This window comes from Streptomyces sp. NPDC002566, from assembly GCF_042889585.1.
Taxonomy (GTDB): Bacteria; Actinomycetota; Actinomycetes; order Streptomycetales; family Streptomycetaceae; genus Streptomyces.
The window spans coordinates 847566-872068 of record NZ_JBIARD010000002.1 but is presented as its reverse complement, the minus strand read 5'-3'; the positions used below and the strand labels follow the sequence as shown (position 1 = coordinate 872068).

General features: G+C 70.5%; 16 protein-coding genes and 1 pseudogene. 7 read left to right on the top strand and 10 right to left on the bottom strand.

Going from position 1 to position 24503, the window contains the following annotated elements; translation table 11 throughout:
* The first annotated feature begins 301 nt into the window (after positions 1–301).
* Positions 302–1660 (top strand): cation:dicarboxylate symporter family transporter, encoded by a 1359-nt coding sequence (locus ACFYXA_RS10960; protein WP_389030834.1) that lies wholly within the window; start codon positions 302–304, stop codon positions 1658–1660.
* 44 nt (positions 1661–1704) lie between these two features.
* Here the strand turns inward: ACFYXA_RS10960 and ACFYXA_RS10955 are convergent, their stop codons facing one another.
* Entirely contained in the window at positions 1705–2172 is a 468-nt protein-coding gene (locus ACFYXA_RS10955) for a MarR family transcriptional regulator (protein WP_352247097.1), read from the bottom strand.
* Between the two features lie 92 nt (positions 2173–2264).
* Here ACFYXA_RS10955 and ACFYXA_RS10950 point away from each other — a divergent pair, with 92 nt between their 5' ends.
* Together ACFYXA_RS10950 and mltG are read left to right on the top strand one after the other, a co-directional pair.
* A complete protein-coding gene (locus tag ACFYXA_RS10950) occupies positions 2265–4133 on the top strand; it encodes an ABC transporter ATP-binding protein (RefSeq protein WP_352247096.1) in 1869 nt (622 codons plus the stop codon).
* A gap of 53 nt (positions 4134–4186) precedes the next feature.
* Positions 4187–5044: an endolytic transglycosylase MltG gene (gene mltG / locus ACFYXA_RS10945; RefSeq protein ID WP_352247095.1), complete on the top strand. Its 858-nt coding sequence runs from the start codon at positions 4187–4189 to the stop codon at positions 5042–5044.
* A gap of 37 nt (positions 5045–5081) precedes the next feature.
* Here mltG and ACFYXA_RS10940 read toward each other — a convergent pair whose 3' ends face one another.
* From ACFYXA_RS10940 to ACFYXA_RS10920, 5 genes are all read right to left on the bottom strand, one after another.
* On the bottom strand, positions 5082–6218 hold the full coding sequence (locus tag ACFYXA_RS10940; RefSeq protein WP_389030829.1) for an NAD(P)-binding domain-containing protein: 1137 nt from the start codon (positions 6216–6218) through the stop codon (positions 5082–5084).
* A 115-nt stretch (positions 6219–6333) separates the two neighbouring features.
* On the bottom strand, positions 6334–7359 hold the full coding sequence (locus tag ACFYXA_RS10935; protein ID WP_352247093.1) for an ABC transporter substrate-binding protein: 1026 nt from the start codon (positions 7357–7359) through the stop codon (positions 6334–6336).
* 115 nt (positions 7360–7474) lie between these two features.
* Complete coding sequence (locus tag ACFYXA_RS10930) at positions 7475–8275, bottom strand: ABC transporter ATP-binding protein (protein WP_352247092.1); 801 nt, start codon at positions 8273–8275, stop codon at positions 7475–7477.
* Positions 8248–9162: an ABC transporter permease gene (locus ACFYXA_RS10925; RefSeq protein WP_389030826.1), complete on the bottom strand. Its 915-nt coding sequence runs from the start codon at positions 9160–9162 to the stop codon at positions 8248–8250. The genes ACFYXA_RS10930 and ACFYXA_RS10925 overlap by 28 nt, the downstream gene beginning before the upstream one ends.
* A 243-nt stretch (positions 9163–9405) precedes the next feature.
* Positions 9406–9489, bottom strand: coding sequence for a putative leader peptide (locus ACFYXA_RS10920; RefSeq protein WP_351089754.1), 84 nt, complete (start codon positions 9487–9489; stop codon positions 9406–9408).
* 121 nt (positions 9490–9610) lie between these two features.
* On the opposite strand from ACFYXA_RS10920, the gene ACFYXA_RS10915 reads away from it, so the two are divergent.
* Positions 9611–10033 (top strand): secondary thiamine-phosphate synthase enzyme YjbQ, encoded by a 423-nt coding sequence (locus ACFYXA_RS10915; RefSeq protein WP_130440234.1) that lies wholly within the window; start codon positions 9611–9613, stop codon positions 10031–10033.
* Positions 10034–10249: 216 nt separating this feature from the next.
* On the opposite strand, the gene ACFYXA_RS10910 is transcribed toward ACFYXA_RS10915, so the two are convergent.
* Positions 10250–12565, bottom strand: a complete 2316-nt coding sequence (locus ACFYXA_RS10910) for a beta-L-arabinofuranosidase domain-containing protein (protein WP_389030823.1) — start codon at positions 12563–12565, stop codon at positions 10250–10252.
* A 716-nt stretch (positions 12566–13281) separates the two neighbouring features.
* On the opposite strand from ACFYXA_RS10910, the pseudogene ACFYXA_RS10905 reads away from it, so the two are divergent.
* From ACFYXA_RS10905 to ACFYXA_RS10895, 3 genes and pseudogenes are all read left to right on the top strand, one after another.
* Positions 13282–14965 (top strand): annotated as a pseudogene (locus ACFYXA_RS10905) (ISAzo13 family transposase).
* 319 nt (positions 14966–15284) lie between these two features.
* Positions 15285–18530, top strand: a complete 3246-nt coding sequence (locus ACFYXA_RS10900; protein WP_389030820.1) for a Tat pathway signal protein — start codon at positions 15285–15287, stop codon at positions 18528–18530.
* A gap of 223 nt (positions 18531–18753) precedes the next feature.
* A complete protein-coding gene (locus ACFYXA_RS10895) occupies positions 18754–19392 on the top strand; it encodes a hypothetical protein (RefSeq protein WP_389030817.1) in 639 nt (212 codons plus the stop codon).
* Between the two features lie 204 nt (positions 19393–19596).
* Here ACFYXA_RS10895 and ACFYXA_RS10890 read toward each other — a convergent pair whose 3' ends face one another.
* From ACFYXA_RS10890 to ACFYXA_RS10880, 3 genes are read right to left on the bottom strand one after another with little or no spacing between them, the layout of a single operon-like run.
* On the bottom strand, positions 19597–21042 hold the full coding sequence (locus ACFYXA_RS10890; RefSeq protein WP_389030814.1) for an MFS transporter: 1446 nt from the start codon (positions 21040–21042) through the stop codon (positions 19597–19599).
* Positions 21039–23045 carry a PEP/pyruvate-binding domain-containing protein gene (locus ACFYXA_RS10885; protein ID WP_389030811.1) on the bottom strand — a complete coding sequence of 669 codons (2007 nt, stop codon included), beginning with the start codon at positions 23043–23045 and terminating at the stop codon, positions 21039–21041. Before ACFYXA_RS10885 ends, ACFYXA_RS10890 begins: the two co-directional genes overlap by 4 nt.
* Entirely contained in the window at positions 23042–24415 is a 1374-nt protein-coding gene (locus ACFYXA_RS10880; protein WP_389030809.1) for an acetyl-CoA carboxylase biotin carboxylase subunit family protein, read from the bottom strand. Before ACFYXA_RS10880 ends, ACFYXA_RS10885 begins: the two co-directional genes overlap by 4 nt.
* Between the last annotated feature and the right edge of the window lie 88 nt (positions 24416–24503).

Here is a 24503-nt window from a genome sequence, read left to right as displayed (position 1 = left end):
ACCGTGAAAGGTTCGCGTTGACGGGCGCTCGGAATCAACCTGTTTTTTCCAGCGGCAGCACGGCAGTTCGAGTGTCGTCGAGCGACGCTGTCGCGGCAGTGAAGGTGTGCGGCGCCAGGGGCGGCGGCATCAGACGACATCACTCGTGGCTGGTTTTACGCGGTCGCAACACGGTGGTTTCAGGGGCGATCAACGACGCCTCCAGAGTGACGGTACGGAAGCCGCTTTCCGTATCGCAGAAGTCGTCCCCCCTCATCGTCTCGTCGTGCCTCCGCGCGTCTCCGTCCCCCGAGGAGTGCCCGTGTCGCCGTCCGTCCCGTCCCCGCCGCGGCGCGTTCTACGCCTGCTGCGTACCTCGCTTTTCGCCCAGGTCGCCTGCGCACTCGTCCTGGGAATCGTCTTCGGCAAGCTGTGGCCCGGCGTGGCCGCGGACCTTCAGCCGCTCGGCGACGGTTTCCTCCGGCTCATCAAGACGATCATCTCCCCGCTGGTGTTCTGCGTGGTCGTCGTCGGCATCGCCAAGGCCGGGGACCTGAAGGCGTTCGGCCGGATCGGACTCAAGGCGCTGATCTGGTTCGAGGTCGCGAGCACGCTCGCCCTGCTGATCGGCCTCCTCGCGGCCAACGTCGTCCAGCCGGGCTCCGGCATGCGTGTGAATCCCTCCACGCTCGACGCCTCGGCCGTGGACGCCAAGACGGGCGGCGGTGCGCTGCCCTCGGCGACGGAGTTCGCACTGGACGCGCTGCCCACCAGTTTCGTCGGCGCCTTCGCGGAGAACTCGCTGCTCCAAGTGCTCGTCCTTGCCTGCCTGGTGGGGTCGGCGCTGCTGCACCTCGGGCACACCAAGGTGCCCCAGGTCCTGCCCGCCGTCGAGCAGGCCCAGGAGGTCGTCTTCGCGATCGTCGGCTTCGTGATGCGGCTCGCCCCGCTCGCGGTGTTCGGCTCGATGGGCGTCCTGATCGGCCAGTACGGCCTCGGCGTGATCAAGACCTACGGCGAACTGATCATCCTGTGCTACGCGGCCGCCGCGTTCTTCGTCGCGCTGCTCGCCCTGGTGCTGAAGGCGCTCACCGGGATCAGCCTCTGGAAGTTCCTGCGCTACATCCGGGAGGAGGTGCTCCTGGCCCTCGGCACGGCCTCCACCGAGTCGGTGATGCCGCGCGTGATGGAGAAGCTGCGCAGGGCCGGCGCCCGTGACGACGCCGTGGGCCTGGTGCTGCCGACGGGCTACTCCTTCAACCTCGACGGCGCCTCGCTCTATCTGTCGATCGGCACGCTGTTCATCGCCCAGGCCGTCGGTGTGGACCTCAGCCTGGGCCAGCAGATCACGGTGGTCCTGGTGCTCATGCTCACCAGCAAGGGCATGGCGGGCGTTCCCGGTTCGGCCTTTCTCGCCCTGTCCGCGACCGCCTCGTCGCTCGGGGTCGTCCCGGCCGGCGCCGTGGCCCTGCTGCTCGGCGTGGACCGCGTCATGGACGCGATGCGCGTCGTGACGAACCTCCTCGGCAACTGCGTGGCGGTCTTCGCCGTGTCCCGGTGGGAGGGCGCGCTGGACATCGAGCAGACGAAGAGGACCCTCGCCGGCGAGGCGGAAGCGACGGCCGGAGGGGGCATCCCGGCGCAGCCGTCGGCCAAGGAGCCCGCTGCCGAGGTCTTCTGACGGAAGTGCGACCGAGGCTGGTCCGGGCCCGTTGGGGCCCGGATTCAGCCGTTTTCCGGGATCCCACAGTGGGCGGAGGGGGCCCCGTCGACCAGCGTGTCCAGCAGCTCCCCGAGCACCGCCCGCTCCAGGCCGGTGAGCGGAGCCAGGATCTCCCGCGCGGCCGACTGCCGCGCCCGGTGCAGTTCGCGGAGCGTCTCGCGCCCCTCGTCCGTGAGCTCGATGCGGATGACCCGGCGGTTCGTCGGATCAGGGACCCGGCGCACCTTGCCGTTCGCCTCCAGACCGTCGACCAGTGTGGTCACCGCGCGGGGCACCACCTCCAGCCGCTCCGCGAGATCGGCCATGCGCGGGGGCGCGCCGAAGTGGTTGAGCGTGCGCAGAAGGCGTGACTGGGCCGGGGTGACGCCCAGGTCGGAGAGCTCCAGATGGCGCTTCTGGATGCGGTGCACCCGGCGGGTGAACCGCAACAGCTGCTCGGCGAGCGCGCCTTCGGGATCAGGGGTGGTCATGCGGGAACAATATCAGGACGCCGTTCATTGTGAGTATAGGTAACAATGAGCTACGCTCTCAAAATCCGCCCGACTCACCTTCGAAGGAGCCCATGCGTCCCGACACGCCAGAGCTCTGGTCCCCGCCCGCCGAGGCAGACGCACAGCAGCCCCGGCAAGTGCGCCGCATACTGCGGCTGTTCCGCCCCTATCGAGCCCGCCTCGCGGTCGTCGGCGTGCTGGTCGCGGCCTCGTCGTTGGTCTCCGTGGCCACGCCGTTCCTCCTCAAGGAGATCCTCGACGTCGCCATCCCCGAGGGCCGCACCGGCCTGCTGAGCCTGCTCGCCCTCGGCATGATCCTCAGCGCCGTTCTGTCCGGCGTGTTCGGCGTCCTGCAGACCCTGATCTCCACGACGGTCGGCCAGCGCGTCATGCACGACCTGCGCACAGCCGTCTTCGGCCGTCTCCAGCGGATGTCGCTCGCGTTCTTCACCCGCACGCGTACCGGCGAGGTGCAGTCCCGCATCGCCAACGACATCGGCGGCATGCAGGCCACCGTCACCTCGACCGCGACCTCCCTGGTCTCGAACTTCACCAGCGTCGTCGCCACGGTCGTCGCCATGATCGCCCTCGACTGGCGCCTGACCGTCGTCTCGTTGCTGCTGCTCCCGGTCTTCGTGTGGATCAGCCGCCGCGTGGGCGACGAGCGCCGCAGAATCACCACCCGGCGCCAGAAGCAGATGGCGGCAATGGCGGCCACGGTCACCGAGTCGTTGTCGGTCAGCGGCATTCTCCTCGGCCGCACCATGGGCCGCGCCGACTCCCTCACCCGGTCCTTCGCCGACGAGTCCGAGCGCCTGGTCGACCTGGAGGTCCGGTCGAACATGGCCGGCCGCTGGCGCATGGCCGTGATCGGGATCGTCATGTCGGCCATGCCGGCCTTCATCTACTGGACTGCGGGCATGGCCCTCCAGTTCGGCGGCCCCGACGTCTCCCTCGGCACCATCGTCGCGTTCGTCTCGCTCCAGCAGGGCCTGTTCCGCCCAGCGGTCAGTCTCCTGTCGACGGGTGTGCAGATCCAGACCTCCCTCGCGCTCTTCCAGCGGATCTTCGAGTACCTCGACCTCCCCGTCGACATCACCGAACGCGAGGACCCGGTCCACCTGGACCAGGTGAAGGGGGAGATCCGCTTCGAGAGCGTGTCCTTCCGGTACGACGACGGCGCGCGTGGCCGTGAGGACGCGCGTGGCACGACCGACGGCGACGTGCGGAACGAGGGCGGGACGGCGGGTCCCGTGCTGGACGGCATCGACCTCACCGTCCCCGCCGGCGGCAGCCTCGCCGTCGTAGGACCGACCGGCGCGGGCAAGTCCACGCTCGGCTATCTGGTGCCCCGTCTGTACGACGTGACCGGCGGCCGGGTCACCCTCGACGGCGTCGACGTCCGCGACCTGGACTTCGACACCCTCGCGCGCGCGGTCGGCGTCGTCTCGCAGGAGACGTACCTCTTCCACGCCACCGTCGCCGAGAACCTGCGCTTCGCCAAGCCGGACGCCACCGACGAGGAACTGCACGCGGCGGCGCGGGCGGCCCAGATCCACGACCACATCGCCGCACTGCCCGACGGCTACGACACCGTCGTGGGCGAGCGCGGCCACCGCTTCTCCGGAGGCGAGAAACAGCGCCTGGCCATCGCCCGCACCATCCTGCGCGACCCGCCGGTGCTCATCCTCGACGAGGCGACCAGCGCCCTGGACACCCGCACCGAGCACGCCGTCCAGGAGGCGATCGACGCGCTCTCCGCCAACCGCACCACCCTCACCATCGCCCACCGACTGTCGACCATCCGCAGCGCCGACCAGATCGTGGTGCTCGACGCGGGCCGGGTGGCCGAACGCGGCACGCACGAGGAGTTGCTGGCGAGCGGAGGGCGGTACGCGGCCCTGGTGCGGCGCGACGCGCGACTGGAGCCGACAAGATGAAAATATGGCCGGTGATGTCAGGTTTGTGACGATGTGCGGGTTACCGTGCCCGCATGCAAAGGAACACTCCGTCACGGAGAACGATGCGACTGACCCGCCGGGGCCGTCTCACCCTCATCGCGACCGGAGCCGTCGTGGCCGGCACCGCCGTGGCGGTGCCGCTGCTGACCCCGGACGACCACAAGGAGGAGAAGCGCCCCACCTCGCTGGTCATCCCCGAGGGCTGGCGCGCGAACCAGATCTACGAGGCCGTCGACAAGGCCCTCGCCCTGCCCGCCGGCACCACCAGGAAGACCCTGCCCGCCGCCGACCTGCGACTGCCGAACGACGCCGAGGGCAACCCGGAGGGCTACCTCTTCCCGGCGACGTACCCGCTGGAGGAGAAGACCACCCCGCAAGCCCTCCTGGCGTCGATGGTCGACACGGCGAACAAGAAGTTCAACGGCGCGCCGATCGCCGCGGGAGCGCAGCGCAACGCCATGAACGTCTATCAGGCGGTCACCATCGCCAGCATCGTCCAGGCCGAGGCGGCCACCAAGGACGACATGGGCAAGGTGGCCCGCGTCGTCATCAACCGTCTGGAGCGCGGCATGCCGCTGCAGATGGACTCCACCCTCAACTACGCCCTGAACCGCTTCACGGTGAGAACCACGGAGAAGGACACCCGCATCGCGAGCCCCTACAACTCCTACCAGCGCATGGGGCTGCCTCCGACGCCGATCGACAATCCCGGCGAGGAGGCGATGCAGGCGGCGATCAACCCGACGCCGGGCGACTGGCTGTACTTCGTCACGGTCAAGCCGGGCGACACACGCTTCACCGCGAGCTACGAGGAACACCAGCGCAACGTCGCGGAGTTCAACCGGAACCAGAGCGCACAGGCCGCGCCGAGTCCGTCGAAGGTCCGGTGACCCGAACGCGGCGTTGTCTTGGTCTCGCGAGAGAACATCACGCGGCAGCGGCCGCTTCCAGCTCTTCCCCGCCCTGCGCGAGCAGCCGGGCGATCTCCCGTACCGCCGAGCGTCCGGCCCGGTTGGCGCCGATGGTGCTCGCGGACGGACCGTAGCCGACGAGGTGGACGCGGGGATCGGCGACCGCGCGGGTGCCCTCGACGCGGATGCCGCCACCCGGCTCCCGCAGCCTCAGCGGCGTGAGGTGATCCACGGCGGGCCGGAAACCGGTCGCCCAGAGGACGACGTCGGCGCTCACGTGCCGCCCGTCGTTCCACTCCACCCCGTCCGGGGTGAGCCGGTCGAACATGGGCAGCCGGTCGAGCACGCCGTCCGCCAGCCCCCGGCGGATCGCGTCGTTGAGCGGCAGGCCGGTCACGGAGACGACGCTCTTCGGCGGCAGCCCCTGTCGTACGCGTTCCTCCACGAGCGCGACCGCCGCACGACCCGAGTTCTCGTCGAAGGGGCCTTCGCGGAACACGGGCGGCCGCCGTGTCACCCAGGTCGTGTCGGCCGCGTACGGGGCGAGCTCCAGCAGATGCTGCGTGCCGGACGCGCCCCCGCCCACCACGACCACGCTCAGGCCGGCGAAAGCCTCAGGCCCCGGGTACTGCGCGGTGTGCAACTGCCGTCCCCGGAACGTCTCCTGGCCGGGGTAGCGCGGCCAGAACGGCCGGTCCCAGGTGCCGGTGGCGTTGATCAGGGCCTTGGCGGACCACGTACCGTCGGAAGTCTCCACGAGCAGCCGCCCCCGGGGCGCTGACCCGTCCTGCGCGCCGCCTGCGCCGGCGTCGACGCTCGTCGAGTGCACGGTCCGCACGTCCACCGGCCGGCGCACCCGCAGGTCGAACATGCGCTCGTAGCGCTCGAAGTACTCGCTGATGACCTCGGACGAGGGCCGCGCAGCGTCCGCGCCCGTCAACTCCATGCCGGGCAGGGCATGCATCCCGTGCACCTTGCCGTACGTCAGTGAGGGCCACCGGAACTGCCAGGCGCCGCCGGGGCCGGGGGAGTGGTCCAGCACCACGAAGTCGCGCTCCGGGACGAACCCGGTGCGCCGCAGGTGATAGGCGCTGGACAGGCCGGCCTGCCCGGCGCCTATCACGACCACCTCGACCTCGCGTATGTCGTTCACGCCTCTGCCAACAGTGCCGAGGGCGTGGATCTTCCCCGGCGCGGGCGGGATCGCCTCCGCCAGGTGTGAAGCGCCTGCTCGGCCGACGACGGCACCCCGTCGAGGTGTCCGCGGGTCAGGACGACGCGTGCGGGGCGCTCGTCGAGGCGGGCAGGTTCCCGTTGTACCGACGGTCGACGAACTCACCGAAGTCGACCTTCCGCGGAATCAGCTTCAACTCGGTGAACGCGTCGGCGATCTTCTGTTCGGAGGCGATGAGCGGCTGGTCGACGGCGACCGCGACCCGGGTGGCGTTCGTCCGCCGCACCGACGCGAGCGCCACCTCGTACGGCAGCCGGGTGTCCTTCGCCCACACCTTCGCCCACTCCTCCTGGTGGTCGTACACCCAGGCGGTGGCCCGCCGCAGCCGGTCCAGGTAGTCCTTGATGGCGGCGGCCTTCTTCGCGTCCTTCAACGCGGCGGGCGCGGCGACCTGGAAGGTGAGCCCGTTGGTGATGCCGTCGCCGGTGGTGAGCACCCGGCCCTGCTTCGCCTGGAGCACCTGCGAGGTGTACGGGTCCCACACCGCCCATGCGTCGACCTTGCCTGAGGTGAACGCGGCGAGCGCGTCGGCCGGCTGGAGGTACTTGACCTTCACGTCGCTCAGGCTCAGCCCGGCCGCCTTCAGCGACGCGACCAGCTGGTAGTGCGCGGAGGAGCCCTGCGCCACGGCGACGGACCTGCCCTTGAGCTGGGAGGTCTGCGTGAACTTCGAGCCGTTCGGGACGAGGATGGCGTCGCCCTTGGACGTGCCGTGCCAGGCGGCGACGACCGAGATGTCGGATCCGGCGCCGGCCGCGAAGACGGGCGGGGTGTTGCCGACGCCGCCCACGTCGACGGCCTTGGCGTTGACGGCTTCCAGAAGGGGCGGCCCCGAGGTGAAGGTGGACCACTTGATCTTGTAGTTCAGATGGTCGAGTTCACCGGCAGCCCGCAGGATGGCCTCGGAACCACCTTTCTGGTCTCCGACGTTGAGAGTGACGGAGCCCTTGCCGTCGGTGCCGCCGTCGGTGCCCGTGCTGGCCGACGAGGCGCCACCGCAGGCGGTGAGCAGGAGAGCGAGGGGAAGCAGCAGGGCAGCGGGGGCGAGGGGGCGTCGCATGGGGGATCCGTTTCGTGGACTGGGGAGATTCGTGGACGTGGGGGGAGGGGAACAGGAGACGGGCAGGTGAGGAGGCGAGGCAGGAGGATGCGGCGCTCGGAGCCGCTTCCTCCGGTCAGGCGGCGGCTCGGGCGGCTTCGTCGGCCCTGGCGACCTGTGCGGCCTGGGCGGTATCCGGAGCCTCGGCGGCCGTGGCGTCGACCCCGAGCCGTTGCAACAGCTCCGCGCGCAGCTCGGCGAAGCGCGGGTCGGCGATGTCGCGCGGGCGTTCGAGGTCGATGTGCTGCTCGTGGGCGATGACACCGTCGTCCATCACCAGGACGCGGTCGGCGAGCAGGACCGCCTCCTCGACATCGTGGGTGACCAGCAGCACCGCGCACCCGCGCCGCCGCCACAGCTCGTCCACCAGGCGCTGGGCCTTGATCCGGGTGAGGGCGTCGAGCGCGCCGAACGGCTCGTCGAGCAGCAGCAGATCGGGCTCGCGGACCAAGGCGCGGGCCAGCGAAGCGCGTTGGGCCTCGCCGCCGGAGAGGGTCTTCGGCCAGGCGTCGGTGCGGTGGCCGAGGCCCACCTCCTCCAACGCCCGCTCCGCGACGGAGCGTTCGGGACGGCCCGGCAGGCCGAGCAGCACGTTGCGCCACACCTTCTTCCACGGCATGAGACGCGGTGCCTGGAAGGCGACGGCCTTGCGGCGCGGCACCAGCACGGTGCCCTCGATGTCGCGGTCGAGCCCGGCGAGGATGCGCAGCAGAGTGGACTTGCCGCAGCCGCTGCGGCCGAGCAGCGCGACGAACTCGCCCGGCCGGATGTCGAGTCGGAGGTCGTCGATGACGGCGCGGCCGTCGAACGAGCGGGTCAGTCCCTCGACCCGCACGGCCGAGGTGGGGGTCACCGGCCGGTGAACGTCGGTCGCCATTGCAGCAGCAGCCTTTCGAGAGAACGGACGACGAAGTCGGCGAGGAGGCCGAGGAAGGCGTAGACGATGAGGCAGACCACGATCACGTCGGTCTGCAGGAAGTCCCGCGCCTGCCCGATGAGGAACCCGATGCCGGAGTCGGCGTTGACCTGCTCGGCGAAGACGAGGGCGAGCCAGGCGATGCCGAGCGAATAGCGCAGGCCGGTCATGGCCCCGGGCAGCGCGCCCGGCAGCACGACATGCCGCACCAGACCCCAGCGCGACAGCCCGAGGGACTCCCCGGCCTCGATCAACTGGTCGTCCACGCCGCGGATACCGGCGTAGACGTTCAGGTACAGCGGGAAGGTCACGCCGAGCGTGATGATCGCGACCTTCGGGGCTTCGCCGATGCCGAACCAGATGATGAACAGCGGAATGAGACCGACGAAGGGAACCGTCCGCAGCATCTGGACCGGCGCGTCGACGAGGTCCTCGCCGATCCGGAACAGCCCGGAGAGCAGGGCGAGTCCGGTGCCGACCACGATGCCGAGCGCGAGCCCGGCGGCCACGCGCTGAAGCGAGGTGCCTATGGCGGAGGGGAGCGAGCCGTCGGAGACCAGCTCGCCGGCGACCTGCGCGATCCGGCCAGGCGAGGCGAGCACGTCGGGCGTCAACACACCTGTGCTGCTGAGGAGTTGCCACAACGCCAGGAGGGCGAGCGGTCCGGTGGTCCGGCGTAGCCAGCGCGGCACGCGGGTGCGGCGAGCGGAGCGGGGGAGGAGTGGTTCGAGCTCGGGGGAGTCTTCGCGCCCGGAAGGGGCCTCGCTCGACTTGACGGCAGACGATGAGGTCGACAAAGGCGAAATATCGGATTCGGAAGACTCGGGTGGGGCGTGACTGATGCTCATGGGGGCTCCACAGGAGGAGGGGCGACCAGTGGGGGGGCATGCCTCCGTGCCGCCGGGTCACGTCAGGGCGCAACCCGATCGGATCGACGACTTCAACCGCGACCGGATGGGCGACGGCAAGCACGGCCGAGAGGGTGAATCCCGCACATCCGGCACGGGGGCATGGCCGACCGGCTCACGCGAGGGCGTAGCTGAAGAGGAGGGCGGAGGCGAAGAGACCGTGAAGGCGGAGAGGGGAAGGCGTCAGCAGCCGCGACGACACGCGGCGGAGGCCACCCGCAGCAGGTCGATATGACCGCGCGTGGTGAGGAAGGCTGAACGCAACATGCCACTGAACGTAGCCAGACGGCCCGGCCATGGTCAACGCCGTCTCGCGGATCGGACTGCCGTTCCACTCGCCGCACCGCCGGCCGGGTGTGGAATCCGGCATCCGGGTCAGGATGGGAACATGCCAGAAGCGTTCACCACACGAGTCCTGCACATCGCCTCCGGCTCACAGGAGAGCGTCGTCGACCTCACCCGTGACTGCGAGGGCTTCCTCCGGGAGGAGGCGGCCGGCCGCGACGGCCTGCTCAACGTCTTCGTCCCGCACGCCACCGCCGGCATCGCGGTGATCGAGACGGGCGCGGGCAGCGACGACGACCTCCTCGCCGCCCTGCACACCCTGCTCCCCGCCGACGACCGGTGGCAACACCGCCACGGCAGCCCCGGCCACGGCCGCGACCACGTCCTACCGGCCTTCGTCCCACCCCATGCGACCCTGCCGGTCGTCAACGGAAGACTGCAACTGGGCACATGGCAGTCGGTCTGCCTGGTGGACACCAACAAGGACAACGTCAACCGTCAGGTCCGGCTGAGCTTCCTGGGCTGAGCCGGGCCGGGCCGCCGGTCCTCCGTACTCGGCCCGGGTCCGAACATGATCGACCCCGCTTGCGGCGGGTCCGGGAAGTGTCTGCCCGGCGCGCGACGGCTGTCGCGAATGACGCCGGCCACGTCGTCTCCGGAGCGGCAGCGCGAGCACGCGCTGCGGAGGAACGGTCGGCGTGGGCGGCGGCGTGCGTTCCCTGTCGGCACCGTGCGGTTGACGTCAGTTCCGCACGATGCGCCACCGGTTGTCGGCCGTGCCGTTGTCCGAGTCCTGGACCGCGAACGCGCCGACGGCGGTGGAGTTGTTCGCGATGGCGAGCAGCCTGCCGCTGTTCGCGTTGCGGATCTTGCAGGTGCCGTCTCCCTGGTCGAGCAGCGTCCATACGTGGTCGGTCGTGCCGTTGTCCGACCACTGCAGGACCGTCGCACCGTCCGCCGTGGACATGTTCTGGACGCCGAGTACCTTGCCGCTGTTGGCGTTGCGGAAGCGGAATCCGTTTCCGTCGGGGATCATCTGCCAGTTGTGGTCTGGGGTACCCGAGTCGTTCCACTGCAGTGCGCGGCCGCCGTCGGCCGTGGACATGTCCTGGATGCCCAGAACGAGACCGCTGCCCGCGTTGGCGAGACGCACAGTGCTGGTGTCGCTGATGTTCCAGTAGACGGTGTAGTTGTGGCCGTGTGCGTCGTGGAACGGTCCCAGGTTGACGGTGGAGCCGTTGGCGGTGGCGGTGAAGGCGAGCGAACTGCTGCTGGTCCGTGAGATCGAGGAGGTGTTGAGCGACGGGGGTGAACTGAGCGCGGTATCACCGTAGTTGCCGGACAGGACCACCGGGCCGTAGGTGATCGCGGCGACGTTCGCGTTGTCGTTGGCCGCTCGCATGACCACTCGCATGGGCAGGCGGACGGTTACCGTGTCGCCGGAGCTCCAGGAACGGGTCAGGGTGGCGTAGCTGCCGGGCGTGGTGGTGATGTTCTGCGCGGTGCCGTTCACGCTGACGGTGGCCCCGACGGTCCAGCTCGGGATGCGGACGCGCATCGCCCAGGTTCCACTGACGTTGCCGGTGACCTGCAAGGTCGTGGTGTCGCTGACGGGGTACGACGTGGTCTGCGTGACGGTGATTCCGCGCTCTGACCAGTTGAGCACCGAGGGCACGAAGAGGTTCACGATCAGCGTGTTGTCGCTGCGGTAGTAGATGGAGTCCATCAGCCTGGTGTGCATCTCCAGGCCCGTGCCCTGGCAGCACCAGAAGGTGCCGTAGTCGGTGCTCCAGGTGCCGCCGCCCCACGCCGGTCCCACACCGCGTCGGCCTCCCGGGTTGAGCGGGGTGAAGTAGGTGACGTGGCCGTGTTCGTCGGCCGGGTTCTGCTGGCCGATCATCTGGTTGAGCCATGCCCGCTCGTAGTAGTCGAACAGCGCGGCTCGGTTCGGGTCCAGGGCGAACAGTTCCCGAGTGAGGGTGAGCATGTTGAAGGTGTTGCAGCTCTCGCAGGTGTCCTTGCTCAGGTAGCCGGCGACGGCGTTCGGGGCGCGGAAGTGCTCCGCCTGGCTGTTGCCGCCGATGGCGTAGGTGTGTGCGGCGACGGTGATGTTCCAGGCGTTGGACGCGATGTCCCGGTAGCGGGTCGTTCCGGTGGCCTTGTACTCCCGTGCGGCCCCGATCCACTTGGGCACCTGGGTGTTGGCGTGCAGTCCGTTGAGCTGGTCCTGGCCGGACGCCAGTGGGTCGAACACCGCGGCGTGGTCGAACCGCTGGGCGACAGCGAGCCACCGCGCGTCGCCTGTCTGCTGTTGGAGGTCGGTCAGCACCGCGTTCATGCCGCCGAACTCGGTTCCCAGCATGGCCTGCATCTGCTGCCTGCTCAGCCGGCCGGTGCGCAGGTCGACCCACCCCGCCAGGGCGAGCAGCACGTCACGTGCTCGCGTGCTGCCGATGTGGCGCCATGCGTCCAGCAGACCGGCGAGGGTCTTGTGGATGGTGTAGTACGGCACGTTGCCGTTGTTCAGGGTCCGTTGTTCGAGCGCGGTGAAGTCGGACTCCGGATAGCCGGAGAGGTAGCCGGCGTTGTAACCGGCGGCGCTGTTGTTGGCCTGGCATCTGGCCAACTCCGCCACCATGGTGGTCGCCTTGTCCCGGCAGGTGGTGTCCCCGGTCACTGCGTACAGCTGTGCCCATGCCGTGAGGAAGTGCCCTTGCACGTGGGTGCGGAAAGGGAACGTCGGCGCGTCCCAACCTCCGTTCGCAGCAGCGCCGTTGGTGGACAGCCGATGGTTGGCTCGGAAGTTGTACAGCAGTCGGTCGACGTCGACGGACCGCAGGTAGTTCCGCGTACGGTTCTGGTTGTCGAGCCACCGGCTCGCGGTGAGCTGGACCTGACCGAGTGTGAAGGGGTGCGCGGAGACCCCGATGTCGGTCCTTGCGGGAGGGACGGCCGCCGCGTGGGCGGGAGATGCGCCGACCAGGGACCCGGTGGCAGAGGCGGCGGCGGTGGCCCCGGCTGCTTGCAGCAGGCGTCGCCTGCTTAAGGAGGAGGACATCTTCAACCTCTCGGTGAGGGAAGGGTGCTGTCTGATCGTCGATGCGTTCGCTGTCCCATGGTGGGGTGCCATGCGCCACGGGGCGTCTGCTGCCGATGCGGCGCCTCAGGTGACAGGCCGGCGACATGACCGGCGGAGCCGTCAGCGGCGGACGCGGCGCAGCCCTGCATCGCAACGCGGCTGGGGCGCGTCGGGGTCTCGACCGCATCAGCCGCGTCAACAGATACATGGGATGGATTAACGGATACGAACGATGCCCCTGTCCAGTCGTGCGACACAGAATATTGGCTACTCCGGGATGTGCTTCTGATCGGCATGCTGACCCTTAGCCAGACATCGGATGTCCAGAGAAGGAAGGTGACGCCGTCGTTGCGCGAGCGCGTCGAGGCGGCCGGACTCCCGGTGTCGGAGAGGCCGTTGATGGTGATCGATGCGGACCGCCGACCGTCGCCCCAGCCCGTCCCCGACGGCGTCACCGTCCGTGCCGTGGACGCCGACGATCCCTCCCTGCCGGCCGTACTCGCCCTGCCTTGCCTGGCGTTCGCGGACGAGGGCACCGCGGTGGACCCAGCGGGACCCGCGGAACTCGCCCGAGCAGCCGAGCGACTGCGGGCGGACAGCACGGTCGCCATGACCAGGCCTTTTCTGCGCACCGGCAGTAAGGGCTTGCCGGGAAACAAGTCGTGGCTTCCAGCAGCGGGGATCGTTGTTCTGGTATGGGGAGACCGGAGGGGATCGAGGCCATCCTGGCCGCGAAGTTCCAGGCCCTGTTACCGCATCTGGACGAGCGTCAGCGGCGGCTGGCCATGGGAGCGGAAGCGCGGTCGCTGGGGCATGGCGGGATCAGGCTCGTCGCCGCTGCGGCCGGGGTCCGTGAGGGCACGGTCTCGCGCGGGGTGGCGGAACTGGATTCCGGCCAGGCACCGTTGGGACGGGTCCGCCGAGCGGGCGGAGGCAGGAAGAAGGCGACCGAGCTGGATGCGGGGCTGCGGCCTGCATTGCTTGCGTTGGTCGAGCCCGACGAGCGGGGCGATCCGATGTCGCCGCTGCGCTGGACGACGAAGTCGACCCGGAAGCTGGCAGCGGAGCTGACCCGGCGGGGCCATCGCGTCTCCGCCGACACGGTCGCCGGCCTGCTCCGGGAGGAAGGCTTCAGCCTGCAGGCCAACGCCAAGACCATCGAAGGCACCCAACACTTAGACAGAGACGCCCAGTTCCGCTATTTCAACGAGCAGGCACGCGACCACCGGGACGCCGGGGACCCGGTGATCAGCGTGGACACCAAGAAAAGGGAACTGATCGGCGAGTACAAGAACGCCGGGCACGAATGGCGGCCTGCCGGGCAGCCCGTCAGGGTCAACACGCACGACTTCCCGGGCCAGGCAGAGAAGGCGATCCCGTACGGGATCTACGACATGGCGGCGAACACCGGCTGGGTCACCATCGGCACCGATCACGACACGGCGGCGTTCGCCGTCGCCTCGATCAAGCGCTGGTGGCAGGCCCGGGGCCGGCACGACTACCCCTGCGCCCGCCGACTGCTGATCACCGCCGACGGCGGGGGCTCCAATGGCTACCGCACCCGCGGCTGGAAGACCCACCTGGCCGACTTCGCCGCCGAGACCGGCCGGCCTGGAGATCACCGTGTGTCACCTGCCGCCGGGCACGTTGAAGTGGAACAAGATCGAACACCGGCTGTTCTCCCACATCACCATGAACTGGCGCGGCAGGCCCCTGACCAGCCATGAAGTCATGCTTCGGGCCATCTCCGCGACTACCAGTCGCACCGGTCTGACAGTGCATGCCGAACTCGACCGCGGTGAGTACCCCACCGGCATCCGGGTCAGCGACCAAGCCATCGCCGCCTTGCCGATGACACGCCACCGCTTCCACGGAGACTGGAACTACACCTTTTACCCCGCAGATCACCAACCGGGCCCAGTCCTTCCCCGCCAACGCGGATGGTCAGCCGAGGGCTCTCGCCCACTCACACTCCACGACCTGCAGCACCCCGAGCTGACCGGCATGGCCCGCAAGCAGCTCAGCGAACTGACCCACTCCTTGATCCCCAGGCTGGAAGAGCGTCGCGAGCAGGTCCGCCACGCAGCCCGCGGCGGACCACGCCGCGTCGCCCCGGGCACCGGCCGCAAACCCACACTCACTCCCGCCGACCAGATCCTGGTCACCGTCCTCTACATGCGGAAACACTCTCTCCAGGAGCTTCTCGGCCAGCTGTTCAACACCACCGCCATGACCATCAGCCGGGCAGTGAAAGATGTCCGCCCGCTGCTGGAAGCCAACGGTGTCTGTCTCCCCGCCTCAACAGCCCGCTTTCGCACGGCGGAAGATATCGCCAGATTCCTCGACGCCGATAACGCCAAGATCAAATCGACGTGTTGATTACCGGCAAGCCCTTAAGACCGTGTCCTACGTGGTGAGGCGGTCTCGTCGTCTGCCTGATCACTCACCGCCACGTCCAGAGGCTTGGTGAGGACCAGTTATGTGCGATCCGTCGAACGGCGGACCGCAGGGAGACGGACCGCCACGCGACGGCGTCGTCCCGCCTGGCCCGCATCACCGACCGGGTGGCGGGCCGCCACTGAAGCGTCAGCGCACCCACCCGCCCTCGACTCCCTCTCCCTCTGGGAAACCCGCGAGTGGTGTGTCGTACCTGTGTGCGATCATCGCCTCAACGACCGTTGTTTCAGGGGGGATTCAGATGACCGAAGCGGATTCCTGTCCGCCTGCGAGACGGCGGCGGGCCGTCGCGCTGCTCGCCGCCGTCCCGCTTTTCGCCTCGCTGCTCGGCCTCACCGCAGCGGGCACCGCGCGGGCCGACGATCCTGTCGACCCGGCGTGCGCGCCGCTCGCGACGGCGCCGTTCGGTGATCCGGGGGATGCCGTGGGCAGGGCGACCGTCGCTCCCGGCACGAGTGCTTGTTACACCGTCACCCTCGGGTCACCCGGCCTGTATCTGGCGTCGGCGAGGGACGACAGCGGCAACGCGGTGACGAGTCGGCTGCTCGCCGCCGACGGCTCCCATGTGGACTGCTACGGCGACGCGTACGCCACGCACGGCATGTGCGCGGTGCCCGCGGCCGGTGCCTACACGCTGCAGGTCGTCAACAACGACTGGGAGGACAAGGCCACGTCCGTCACCCTGGTGCCGCTCAGCTCGGTCGCGGGCTGCGCGGACCCGGTCGGCACGACTTGGGACCAGCCGGACGTCACCCGTACGACACAGAGCCGCGTGGAGGTCGACTGCCAGCCCTTCGAGGGCAAGCACGGCGACCGCGTACGGCTCACCTATGGCTCGAAAACGTACGGCGACTCCCTCGCCTGGATCACCGACGCGTCCGGCGCCCGGATCTGCGAGCGGTTCCCCGAGGACGGCGAGGACAGCTGCGTCCTGCCCGGCGACGGCCCCTACCGGGTGGTCTCCACCGTCTGGCGTGCGGAGGGCGGGTTTCCAGCCGCGTACGCGGTGAAGGTGCGCCGGCTCAACGACCCGCAGGGCTGCACCACCGCCCCGGTCCGGCCGTTCGGCCCGCTGGAGCGGCAGGACCTCACAGCCAACCCCTGCTTCACCTTCACCGCCGGTGCGGCGGGTCCGTACACGGTGCACTCGGTGACCGAGAACCGCGAGGTCGCGGTGGCCCGGGTGTACGACGCGGCCGGTCTGAGCGTCTGCCGGTACGAGGCCGATCCGTGCGCCGTCGAGGCGCCGGGCACGTACACCGCCGTCCTCGACGGCACCTACCCCTTCCGGGACACCCGGGCCGGGCTGGTCGTCATCGACCGTGCCTCGGACACCGGCTGCGCGGCGGTTTCAACGGGCCTGTACAGGGGCGAGCTGAGCGCGGCGGGGCAGTACGACTGCCTGACTCTGGCCGCTCCACAGGGTGCCCGGATCGCGGCGCTCACCCCCCTTTCCTCGGCCGGAGTCGACGCCGACGTCGAGGTCGTCGACCGGAACGGAACCGGGCAGTGCGACGCGTCCCGGCTAGCCGGCGGCGACTGCGCCCTCACCGGCACGGCCCCCTACCGAGCCCTGGTGCACACCGAGGACGAGGGTGACGACGCCACCGGCGCGTACGCCGTCGCCTTCCACCGCACCGACACCCCGGGTGGCTGCCCCGCGCTGCCCGCCGGCAGTTTCGCCGCCGACGGCGCCAAGGCCGCGTTCGGCACGGGCGGTGGCGTCTTCTCGCAGTGCCTGAGCATCCCGGCGAACGCCCACTCGGCCGCCGAACTCTTCCAGCTGGTGGCCACCTCCGGGACCGCGACCGCCAACTTCTCGGTCGTCGACGACACCGGCAGGAAGGTCTGCGACCGCGCGGCCACCACCAACGGCTGGACGGTCTGCGGGCTGACCCCGGGCGCCGCCCACACCGTGCTGGTGACCGGCCGGGACCAGGCGGCCACGTACACCCTGACCCGGCGCGACGTCACCGCCACCGCCTCTTCGGCGGGCTGCGTGAAGACCGCGGCGGCCAAGGTCGGCGGCGCGTCCGTGAAGGGCGTGGCCGGCGTCCCGGGCACGATCTCCTGTCACCGAGTCACCACCGGTGCTGCCACCGACGTCCTGCACATCAACGTGCGGGACGCGCTGGGTACCGCCAACTCGGCGGTGCTGAACGGCGACGGGGTCATGGAATGCGCCTTTCGCAACGCCTCCTGCACCGCAACCGGATCCACCACCCACCAGGTGCTCGTGCAGACCCCCGTCACGCAGAAGCCCGCAGCCGAGTACCACCTGGACGCGCTCCGCGTAGCGACGGCGGAAGGTCCGGCTCCCGAGTGCACCCGGGTCCCGTCGGTCGCCTACGGCTACGGGCCGGTCACCGGCACCCTCGATGAGGCGCACAGCGCGGTGTGCGCGGTACTGCCGACCGCCGGGTTCGACAGCTTCGACGCAACGGTCTCGGACACTGGCGGCGCCGCGACCACGGCGGTGCCGGTGCTCTACAACAGCCGGTGGAGCAACGGCTGCGTGCTTCACAACCCCACCGGCTACCAGTGCTCGGCCGGCGGTTCGTCCTCCGCTGCGACTCCGACCGTGTTCCTGCTCGGACTTCCCGAGAAGGCGTCCGGCACCGCCTACAGCGCGCGCCTGGCCTGTACTCGGGCGCCGTGCGGCCCGGACCGGCCGAGCGCAACCGCGGTTGCTCCAGTCACAGGCGCCGCCGGCTCCAAGGTCACCCTGAAGGTCACCGGTACCGCGCTCGGCCCGGATGCCGTGGTCCGGCTGGACAACGGCGGCACGAGGCTGGTGGCCACAACCGAGTCGGTGTCCGCGGACAACCGCACGCTGACGGCAACCGTCGACCTGAGCGGCGTGAGCCCGGGCACCTGGAGCGTCAGCGTCATCGCCCACGGCGTCCAGTACCAGCTGAACGCCTTCACGGTGACCCCGCCGGCCCTGAGGAACACCGCCGCCCCCAAGGTGACCGGCACCGCCAGGGTGGCCGCAAAGGTCACCGCCGCCCCGGGCGGCTGGTCGGCGGTCCCCTCCTCCTACACCTACCAATGGAAGGCCGACGGCAAGGCGATCGCGGGAGCGACGGCCGCCTCGTACACCCTGCCCCCGGCGCTGCTCGGCAAGAAACTCACGGTGACCGTGACCGCGGCCCGCAGCGCTTGGACAGGTGCGACGGCGACCTCGGCGGCGGTCACCGTCACCAAGGGTGACGCGCCCAGGGCGACCAAGGCACCGGTGATCAGCGGCACGGCGAAGGTCGGCAGGACGCTGAAGACCGTCAACGGGACCTGGAGTCCGGCGGCCACGTCGTTCGCGTACCAGTGGTACGCGAACGGCACGGCGATCAGTGGGGCTACCAGGTCCTCGCTCGTACTGGCGTCGGCACAGAAGGGCAAGAAGATCACCGTGCGGGTGGTCGCGCGCCGTACCGGGCACCTGGACGGGGCGGCGGTGAGCAGGGCGACCGGCGCGGTGGCCCGATAGCGCACCCGCAGTGGCCGTACCTGGGCCGGGGGCCGTCAGCCCACCGACCCAGGTACTGCTGTTTCCGCTGGACATTGCATCCGAGGCCCTCGCAGGAGCAGCGCCAGTCCAAGACCCGCCCCGGACCAGGGGCGGGTTCAAGCCAGTCGTGTGCTCGGCCCACCGAGGGACCACAGGAGCGTTAGCGTGTCATGTCTATGACAGCGAAGGGGTGATGGTGCACATGAACGGATCCGCCTCCAACAGGCCGGCCCGTGCGGGCCTCGCACTGGGCGCAGCCCTGGTGTCGGCGATGCTCTGCACGCCGGCGACCGCGGCTGCGCCCGAGGAGGCCGGCAAGGGCCTGGGTGCGGCCGCCACCACGCCCGCACACGCGGAACGGGCCTGTCCTGTCGTGTACTTCGACCTGGGGGAGACCCTGGTGCACACCGCCGACGACGGCAGTACCACCTACCTGCCCGGGGCGGCCTCGTACCTGCGGAGCCTGCGGGGACGCCACATCAGGGTCGGCCTGATCACCAACGTCCCGCCCTCCTGGGGCACGACCGACGCTGAACGCGCCGCCCGGCTCCGGACCGAGGTCGACGCGACATGGCGGGGTCCGGTGCCCTTCGCTTGGGCGGACTTCGGCGACCGGATCCGTACGCCGCGCACCGAGGCCGAACGCAAGCCGTCCCCGGTCCTGTGGCAGCGGGCCAAGGACGACTCAGCCGGTTGCCGGGTCGTCTACCAGGCGGAGACCGCCCAGGAGGTGTCCGTCGCCTCCTCGCTGGGCTTCGTGTCGTACCAGGTCGGTCGGCCGAACCGGCCCGTGTTCCTGCCGGCGGGACTGGTCGAACTCCTCGGCCGTCGCCCCGGCTGATCACAGCCCCGGTCCTGCTGTGCCCGTAGCCGCAGCAGGGAGGGCGGCCGGGGGTGGGCAGATACCCCGTCGTCGTACGCCCTTGGTCCGGGCGTACGACGACGGATCGGCGCCTGCACCACGGTTGCCGTTTCGGAGGCGGCCGTTGCGGGTCTGGTCGGCCGGTGGCCCGGTGTGGGTTCGACGGGTCCGATCACCCGGCGGTCACGTCGTACGTGGTCTCCGGGCGGCCTGGTCCGGTTCGAGGGCCCCCTCGCGGCCGGTCTCTCCCGTCGCGCCCGCGTCCGCCGGGTCGGGAGCACCGTCGCCCACCCCCGCTGACGCGGTGCCGACTCCCGCGCGGCCGCCCGGATGCGACGGCATCGCCCGATTCCCGCCCTGGCCGGAACGGTCGACCACCCCGCTGTGCAGCAGCAGTTGGAAGACCCCGAGCAACACCGCGGTGGCCAGCGCGCTGTGCCACAGCAGGGCGTCCAGACGCCCGGCCGACAGGTACGCGCCCGCGGCGATCGCGGCCAGCGCACACACGGCGCGGTCCACGATGCTCTCCACCGACAGCAAGGTGGCCCGCGGTGCGTGCGCGGGGATCGCGTCATTGACCAGTTTGCGCTGGACGGGGAACGCGAACCCGGTGGCGGCGGCGAACAGGCAGAGCAGCACGACGACGGTCCACGGCCCGCCCAGGGCCATGGCCGCCAGGGCGCCCGCCAGCGCGAGGCTGAGGACGGACACCCAGGCGACCGGCGGCAGTCTGCGGCTGAGCCATTGGGGTCGGGCGGACGCCACCGCCTCCGCCACGGTCATCGCGGCCAGCACCCCACCGTGCGAGGCCTCGCCGATGCCGTGGTCCAGCAGGATCGGCTGGAAGAGGTTGACCTGGCAGATGCGCGACAGCGTGAAGACCGCCACGCCCTGCACCATCACCAGGGCCAGCCACGGTGAGGAGGCGATGCAGCGCAGCGCGGTTCCCGCGTCCCGCAGGAAGGCGCCGCCCCGGCGCCCGCCGCCACCCCGGCCTGTCTCCGCTCCGGCTTCCGCTCCGGCGAGCCGGGGCAGCAGCAGGGCGCAGACGAGGGAGCCCGCCGCACTCACGGCGCTGAGCACGTACGGGGCCGGGTGCGCGAGAGCCATCAACGGTCCGACCAGCGGCCAGCACAGCACCTTCGCCGCCAGCCCCAGTGCCCGCGCGGTGCCCTCCGCGCGCAGATAGTGCTCGTCGCACCGTTCCGCCCGCAGTCCGTCGTACAGGTAGGCGCTCGCCGCGCCCGAGGTGAGCGACCGGCCGGCGGCGATGGCCAGGAAGTGGACGAGGAACCCCGTGTAGGAGGCGCTTACGACCGGTGCCAGGTTCGCGGCCGTCATCACCACCGCGCCGGCGCGCAGGCAGTTGCGGGTGCCGATCCGGTCGGCGATCAGCCCGGTCGGGATCTCCAGCAGGCAGAAGGCCACGTAGTAGATGCTCTGGATGCCGAAGATCTGCCCGTCCGAGAGGCCGGCCGCCCTCTGGTAGGCGTAGAACACAGGCATCCACCACAGCAGGTTGAACAGCAGCTGGAAGCCGTAGTTGAGCCGGATGATCCGGCGGGCGGTGTCGGTCAGACCCGTGCCCGCTGCGGTGCCGGGGCGGGGCCGGCCGGGAAGCGCCCTCACAGCGCGTAGGGGCGGATCTGGACCAGCCGGAAGTCGCCCTGCTCGGTCATCAGCCACTCGATGTCGAGGGGCTTGTCCACGTCGGCCTCGCTGAAGTGGGACTGCAGGAGCCGTCCGGTCAGGGACAGGTCGGCGAGCCGGGCGCGGACGGCGGCGGACAGCCCCTGGTTCCACGAGCCCAGCGCGACGGTACGGCCGCCGCCCTCCACGGTGTTGTACAGGTACTGCTGCGGCAGCACCGTCCCGTCGACCACCTGCTCCGGCGAGCCCGGGGAACAGTTGAGGTAGACGTTGCGGAAGTCCTCCCGGCGCGTCGGGTTGCAGGTCACGAGGACGCCGCCCAGGGAGGCGGGCACGTACTCCTGGATGATCACGCCCATGTAGGTGTCGTCGAGGGAGATGCCGACCTGGTGGCGCAGCCGCACGCTGCGCGGCGACACGAGGGAGGCCCACACCTGCCGTACGGCGTCGAGGAGTTCACCCGTGCCATGGACGGTGGTGACGGAGTCGTAGACGCCCGCCGCGGAGAACCCGGGGAGGTCCTCGGCGTTGGAGGAGGAGCGCACCACCAGCCGTCCGCGCGTGGCCGCCGCTGCGGGAAAGGCCTGGTCGATCTGCCGGGTGACCGACTCGGGGACGGGGACGTGCCGGATCAGGTGCTGCAGGTGCAGGCACAGCGAGTCGAGGACGTCGGTGGCGTCGAGTTCGAGCGCCATCTTCAGTTTGCCGATGCCCTGCTGGAGGGCCGGAGAGGAGGCGAGGAACTGCTGCTGGAGCGCGAAGGGGAGGGCGACGCCCTCCGGGGCGCCGACGGACTCGGCGACGAACTCGGCCGCCCTTGACCGCAGTTGCTCCACGGTGAAGGCGCTGAGACCGAGGCGGGTGGCGAGGTGGCCGTAGAGGTCCTCGCGCGGCGGGCGGGGCCGGCCGTGGAAGGAGGTCAGGTCCACCGTGCGGCTGTCGAGGACGTGGTGCAGCTCGCCGAGGTTGGCGGCCTTCGTGCCGTAGCGGTCGCGGTCGGCGCTGCGCAGGCGGTGCAGGGAGAGCACGGGGGCGTCTTCGAGCAGCGGCGGTTCGAGTCGGATGCGCTGCTGGTGCCAGGCCGGCGCCCGCAGGTCGGGCTCGTGGTCGAGGCGCTGCAGGGATATGTCGTCCTCGCCGACCCGGTAGCGCACCCACGCGTCGTCGAGGCCGTCGTTGTCGACGAGTTGTCCCAGGTCGCGGACGATCGCGTTGGGGATGCCCCAGCCGGAGGCGAGGACGTTGGTGTGCGAAAGCGGTGTGATCGGCGCGGTGTTGATGAAGCCGGCCACGCGCGGTACGTCGTCGGGCAGGCAGGGCATCGCGACGATGTCAGTCCAGCCCAGGCCGGACTCCGCCGCCCTGTACTCCTCGGCCGTCCGGAAGAAGCGCAGCCGCCCGGTGGCCTCGCCGGGGTTCAGCGGTGTGCGCTCCCGGGAGCCGAACAGCTCGTGGCTGAGGATGCGGGGCACGCGCTGTTCGCTGATCGCCGACAGCTCCTCCTCCTGTCCGTGGTTGGCGGGCTTGAGCAGCAGCGGGAGACTGCTGTCGACCCGGGATCGGACGAACTCGTAGAAGAGGGCGAGCAGTTCGCCGTGCATGGTGTCGGCCTCGGTCGTCTCCAGGACGAGGAACGGCCGCTCCCTGCCGTCGTCCTGCTCGGTGTGCAGGGACAGCACACCGAGCAGGAACCGGCGCTCGGGATCGGTGTAGACGGAGGCGTTGAACGCGTCCAGCTGCGCGTCCAGCGCGTCCAGGTCCATCCCCAGCACCCGGGTGGCGATGTAGTTGACGTGGAAGGGGTGCGCGTCGGTGTCGAGCAGGTGCCAGGTGTTCTCCGCGCGGTCGACGACGACCTTGAGGTAGGGGTGACCCGCCAGGACCCCCGACAGCGTGCGGAAGAGCGGCAGGGAGAGGTTCTCGCCGACGACCGTGCGGTCGGTGGCGGTCTCGGCGGCTCCGGTGGCCAGGTGGGTGCTCATGCGGGGACCTCCTCGGACTGCGCGGCGGGCAGCACCCGGGGCAGGGCGTCCACCAGGGTCTCGAAGTCCCGCAGCACCGTCCGCGGGTCGGCGGCGGAGAGCAGGCACAGGGCCGCCATGGTGTTGGCGCCCGCGGCGGGGTCGTAGACCGGCACGACACTTCCGTCGGGCAGGGAGCTCTCCGCCACCACCGACAGTTCGCTGTCCGGGCTCAGCGGGACGCCCGACGCGACCACGGGGAAGTCCCAGAACCTGCGGTCGCGCCAGGCCTCGCCGCGGCCGTCCACGGCGAGGACGACGAGGGAGCCCGCCGCCCCTCGTGCCTGCGCCGGTGTCAGGGCCTGCTCCGGCCAGGCGACCGGGCGTCCCAGAAGGTGGTCGACGAGCATGCCCACCAGATCGAGTTCGAAGACCTCCTCGATCTGCGGCACGGTCATCGCGCCGCCGAACCGGGCGGCGGTCTCGATGAGCCACATGGTGCCGTCGGGGCCGAGCTTGATCTCCGTGTGCGTCCCGCAGTCGCGCAGGCCCAGCGCGTCGACGGCGCGGCGCGCCAGGTCCACGACGCGCTCCTGCGCGTCCGGCGAGAGCAGGGCGGGGGTGATGCCGGCGCGCTCGGTGAAGGGCTCGACGGTGGGCATCCGGCCGCTGAGGCAGACGGGGTGGAAGACGCCGTTCGCCACGACGCCCTCGACGCTGAGGTAGTCGCCCCAGCCGGGCTCGTCGAACCAGTCCGCCGCGGTGCCGCTGACGATCTCCTCGACCACGAAGTGGGCGTTCGCCTCGGCGACGTGCAGCTCCGCGTATCCCAACCGGGCGGACTCCGCCATGACCTGGCGCGAGCGGGCCCAGGCGGCGGACGCCTCATCGGGGGAGGTGATGATCTGGTGGGCGGTGGATCCCGCGCTCCAGGCCGCCTTGAGCAGCAGCGGACAGGACAGGGCGTTCACCGCCGCCTGCAGATCCGCCTCCGTGGCGACCGGGCGGAACGCGGGCTGCGGCAGGCCGCTTCGCTGCCAGGTGCCGCGCATCAGCCGTTTGTCGCGTGCGAGTGCGGCGGCCGCGCCCGCGCCCGGCAGAGCGAGCTTCTCGCAGGCCTCGGCGACGGCCACGACCGCGTACTCGGAGAAGGTGAGCACGGCGTCCGCGCCGACCTCCTGGGCCTGCGAGACGATCAGGGAGACCAGGTCGCGGCGGTCGGCGTCGTCCGGCGTCGTGACCGAGGCGCACAGTCCGGCGGCGGAACCCGCCACGGCGTCGGGAAGAGCGCTGAGCGCCAGCAGGTGCACGTCCGCCCTCGCAGCCGTCCGGGACAGGACATGGCCGAGCGGCGGACCACCCTTGGCATGCACCAACAGCACCGTGCTCACAGGAATTCGTCTCCATTCACCTGGTCGGCAGAGGCCCTCCTCGGCACCGGTGGTGCGGTGACGGGCCCGGGGATCGCGGGCGGGGAAC

What these genes read in the sequence shown, in the direction of transcription:
- ACFYXA_RS10910 (WP_389030823.1), bottom strand. Translation starts at nt 12,565, where the DNA reads ATGTCCTCCTCCTTAAGCAGGCGACGCCTGCTGCAAGCAGCCGGGGCC.
- ACFYXA_RS10915 (WP_130440234.1), top strand. Translation starts at nt 9,611, where the DNA reads ATGCCAGAAGCGTTCACCACACGAGTCCTGCACATCGCCTCCGGCTCA.
- ACFYXA_RS10955 (WP_352247097.1), bottom strand. Translation starts at nt 2,172, where the DNA reads ATGACCACCCCTGATCCCGAAGGCGCGCTCGCCGAGCAGCTGTTGCGG.
- ACFYXA_RS10930 (WP_352247092.1), bottom strand. Translation starts at nt 8,275, where the DNA reads ATGGCGACCGACGTTCACCGGCCGGTGACCCCCACCTCGGCCGTGCGG.
- ACFYXA_RS10900 (WP_389030820.1), top strand. Translation starts at nt 15,285, where the DNA reads ATGACCGAAGCGGATTCCTGTCCGCCTGCGAGACGGCGGCGGGCCGTC.
- ACFYXA_RS10920 (WP_351089754.1), bottom strand. Translation starts at nt 9,489, where the DNA reads ATGTTGCGTTCAGCCTTCCTCACCACGCGCGGTCATATCGACCTGCTG.
- ACFYXA_RS10925 (WP_389030826.1), bottom strand. Translation starts at nt 9,162, where the DNA reads ATGAGCATCAGTCACGCCCCACCCGAGTCTTCCGAATCCGATATTTCG.
- ACFYXA_RS10885 (WP_389030811.1), bottom strand. Translation starts at nt 23,045, where the DNA reads ATGAGCACCCACCTGGCCACCGGAGCCGCCGAGACCGCCACCGACCGC.
- ACFYXA_RS10895 (WP_389030817.1), top strand. Translation starts at nt 18,754, where the DNA reads ATGAACGGATCCGCCTCCAACAGGCCGGCCCGTGCGGGCCTCGCACTG.
- ACFYXA_RS10950 (WP_352247096.1), top strand. Translation starts at nt 2,265, where the DNA reads ATGCGTCCCGACACGCCAGAGCTCTGGTCCCCGCCCGCCGAGGCAGAC.
- mltG (WP_352247095.1), top strand. Translation starts at nt 4,187, where the DNA reads ATGCAAAGGAACACTCCGTCACGGAGAACGATGCGACTGACCCGCCGG.
- ACFYXA_RS10935 (WP_352247093.1), bottom strand. Translation starts at nt 7,359, where the DNA reads ATGCGACGCCCCCTCGCCCCCGCTGCCCTGCTGCTTCCCCTCGCTCTC.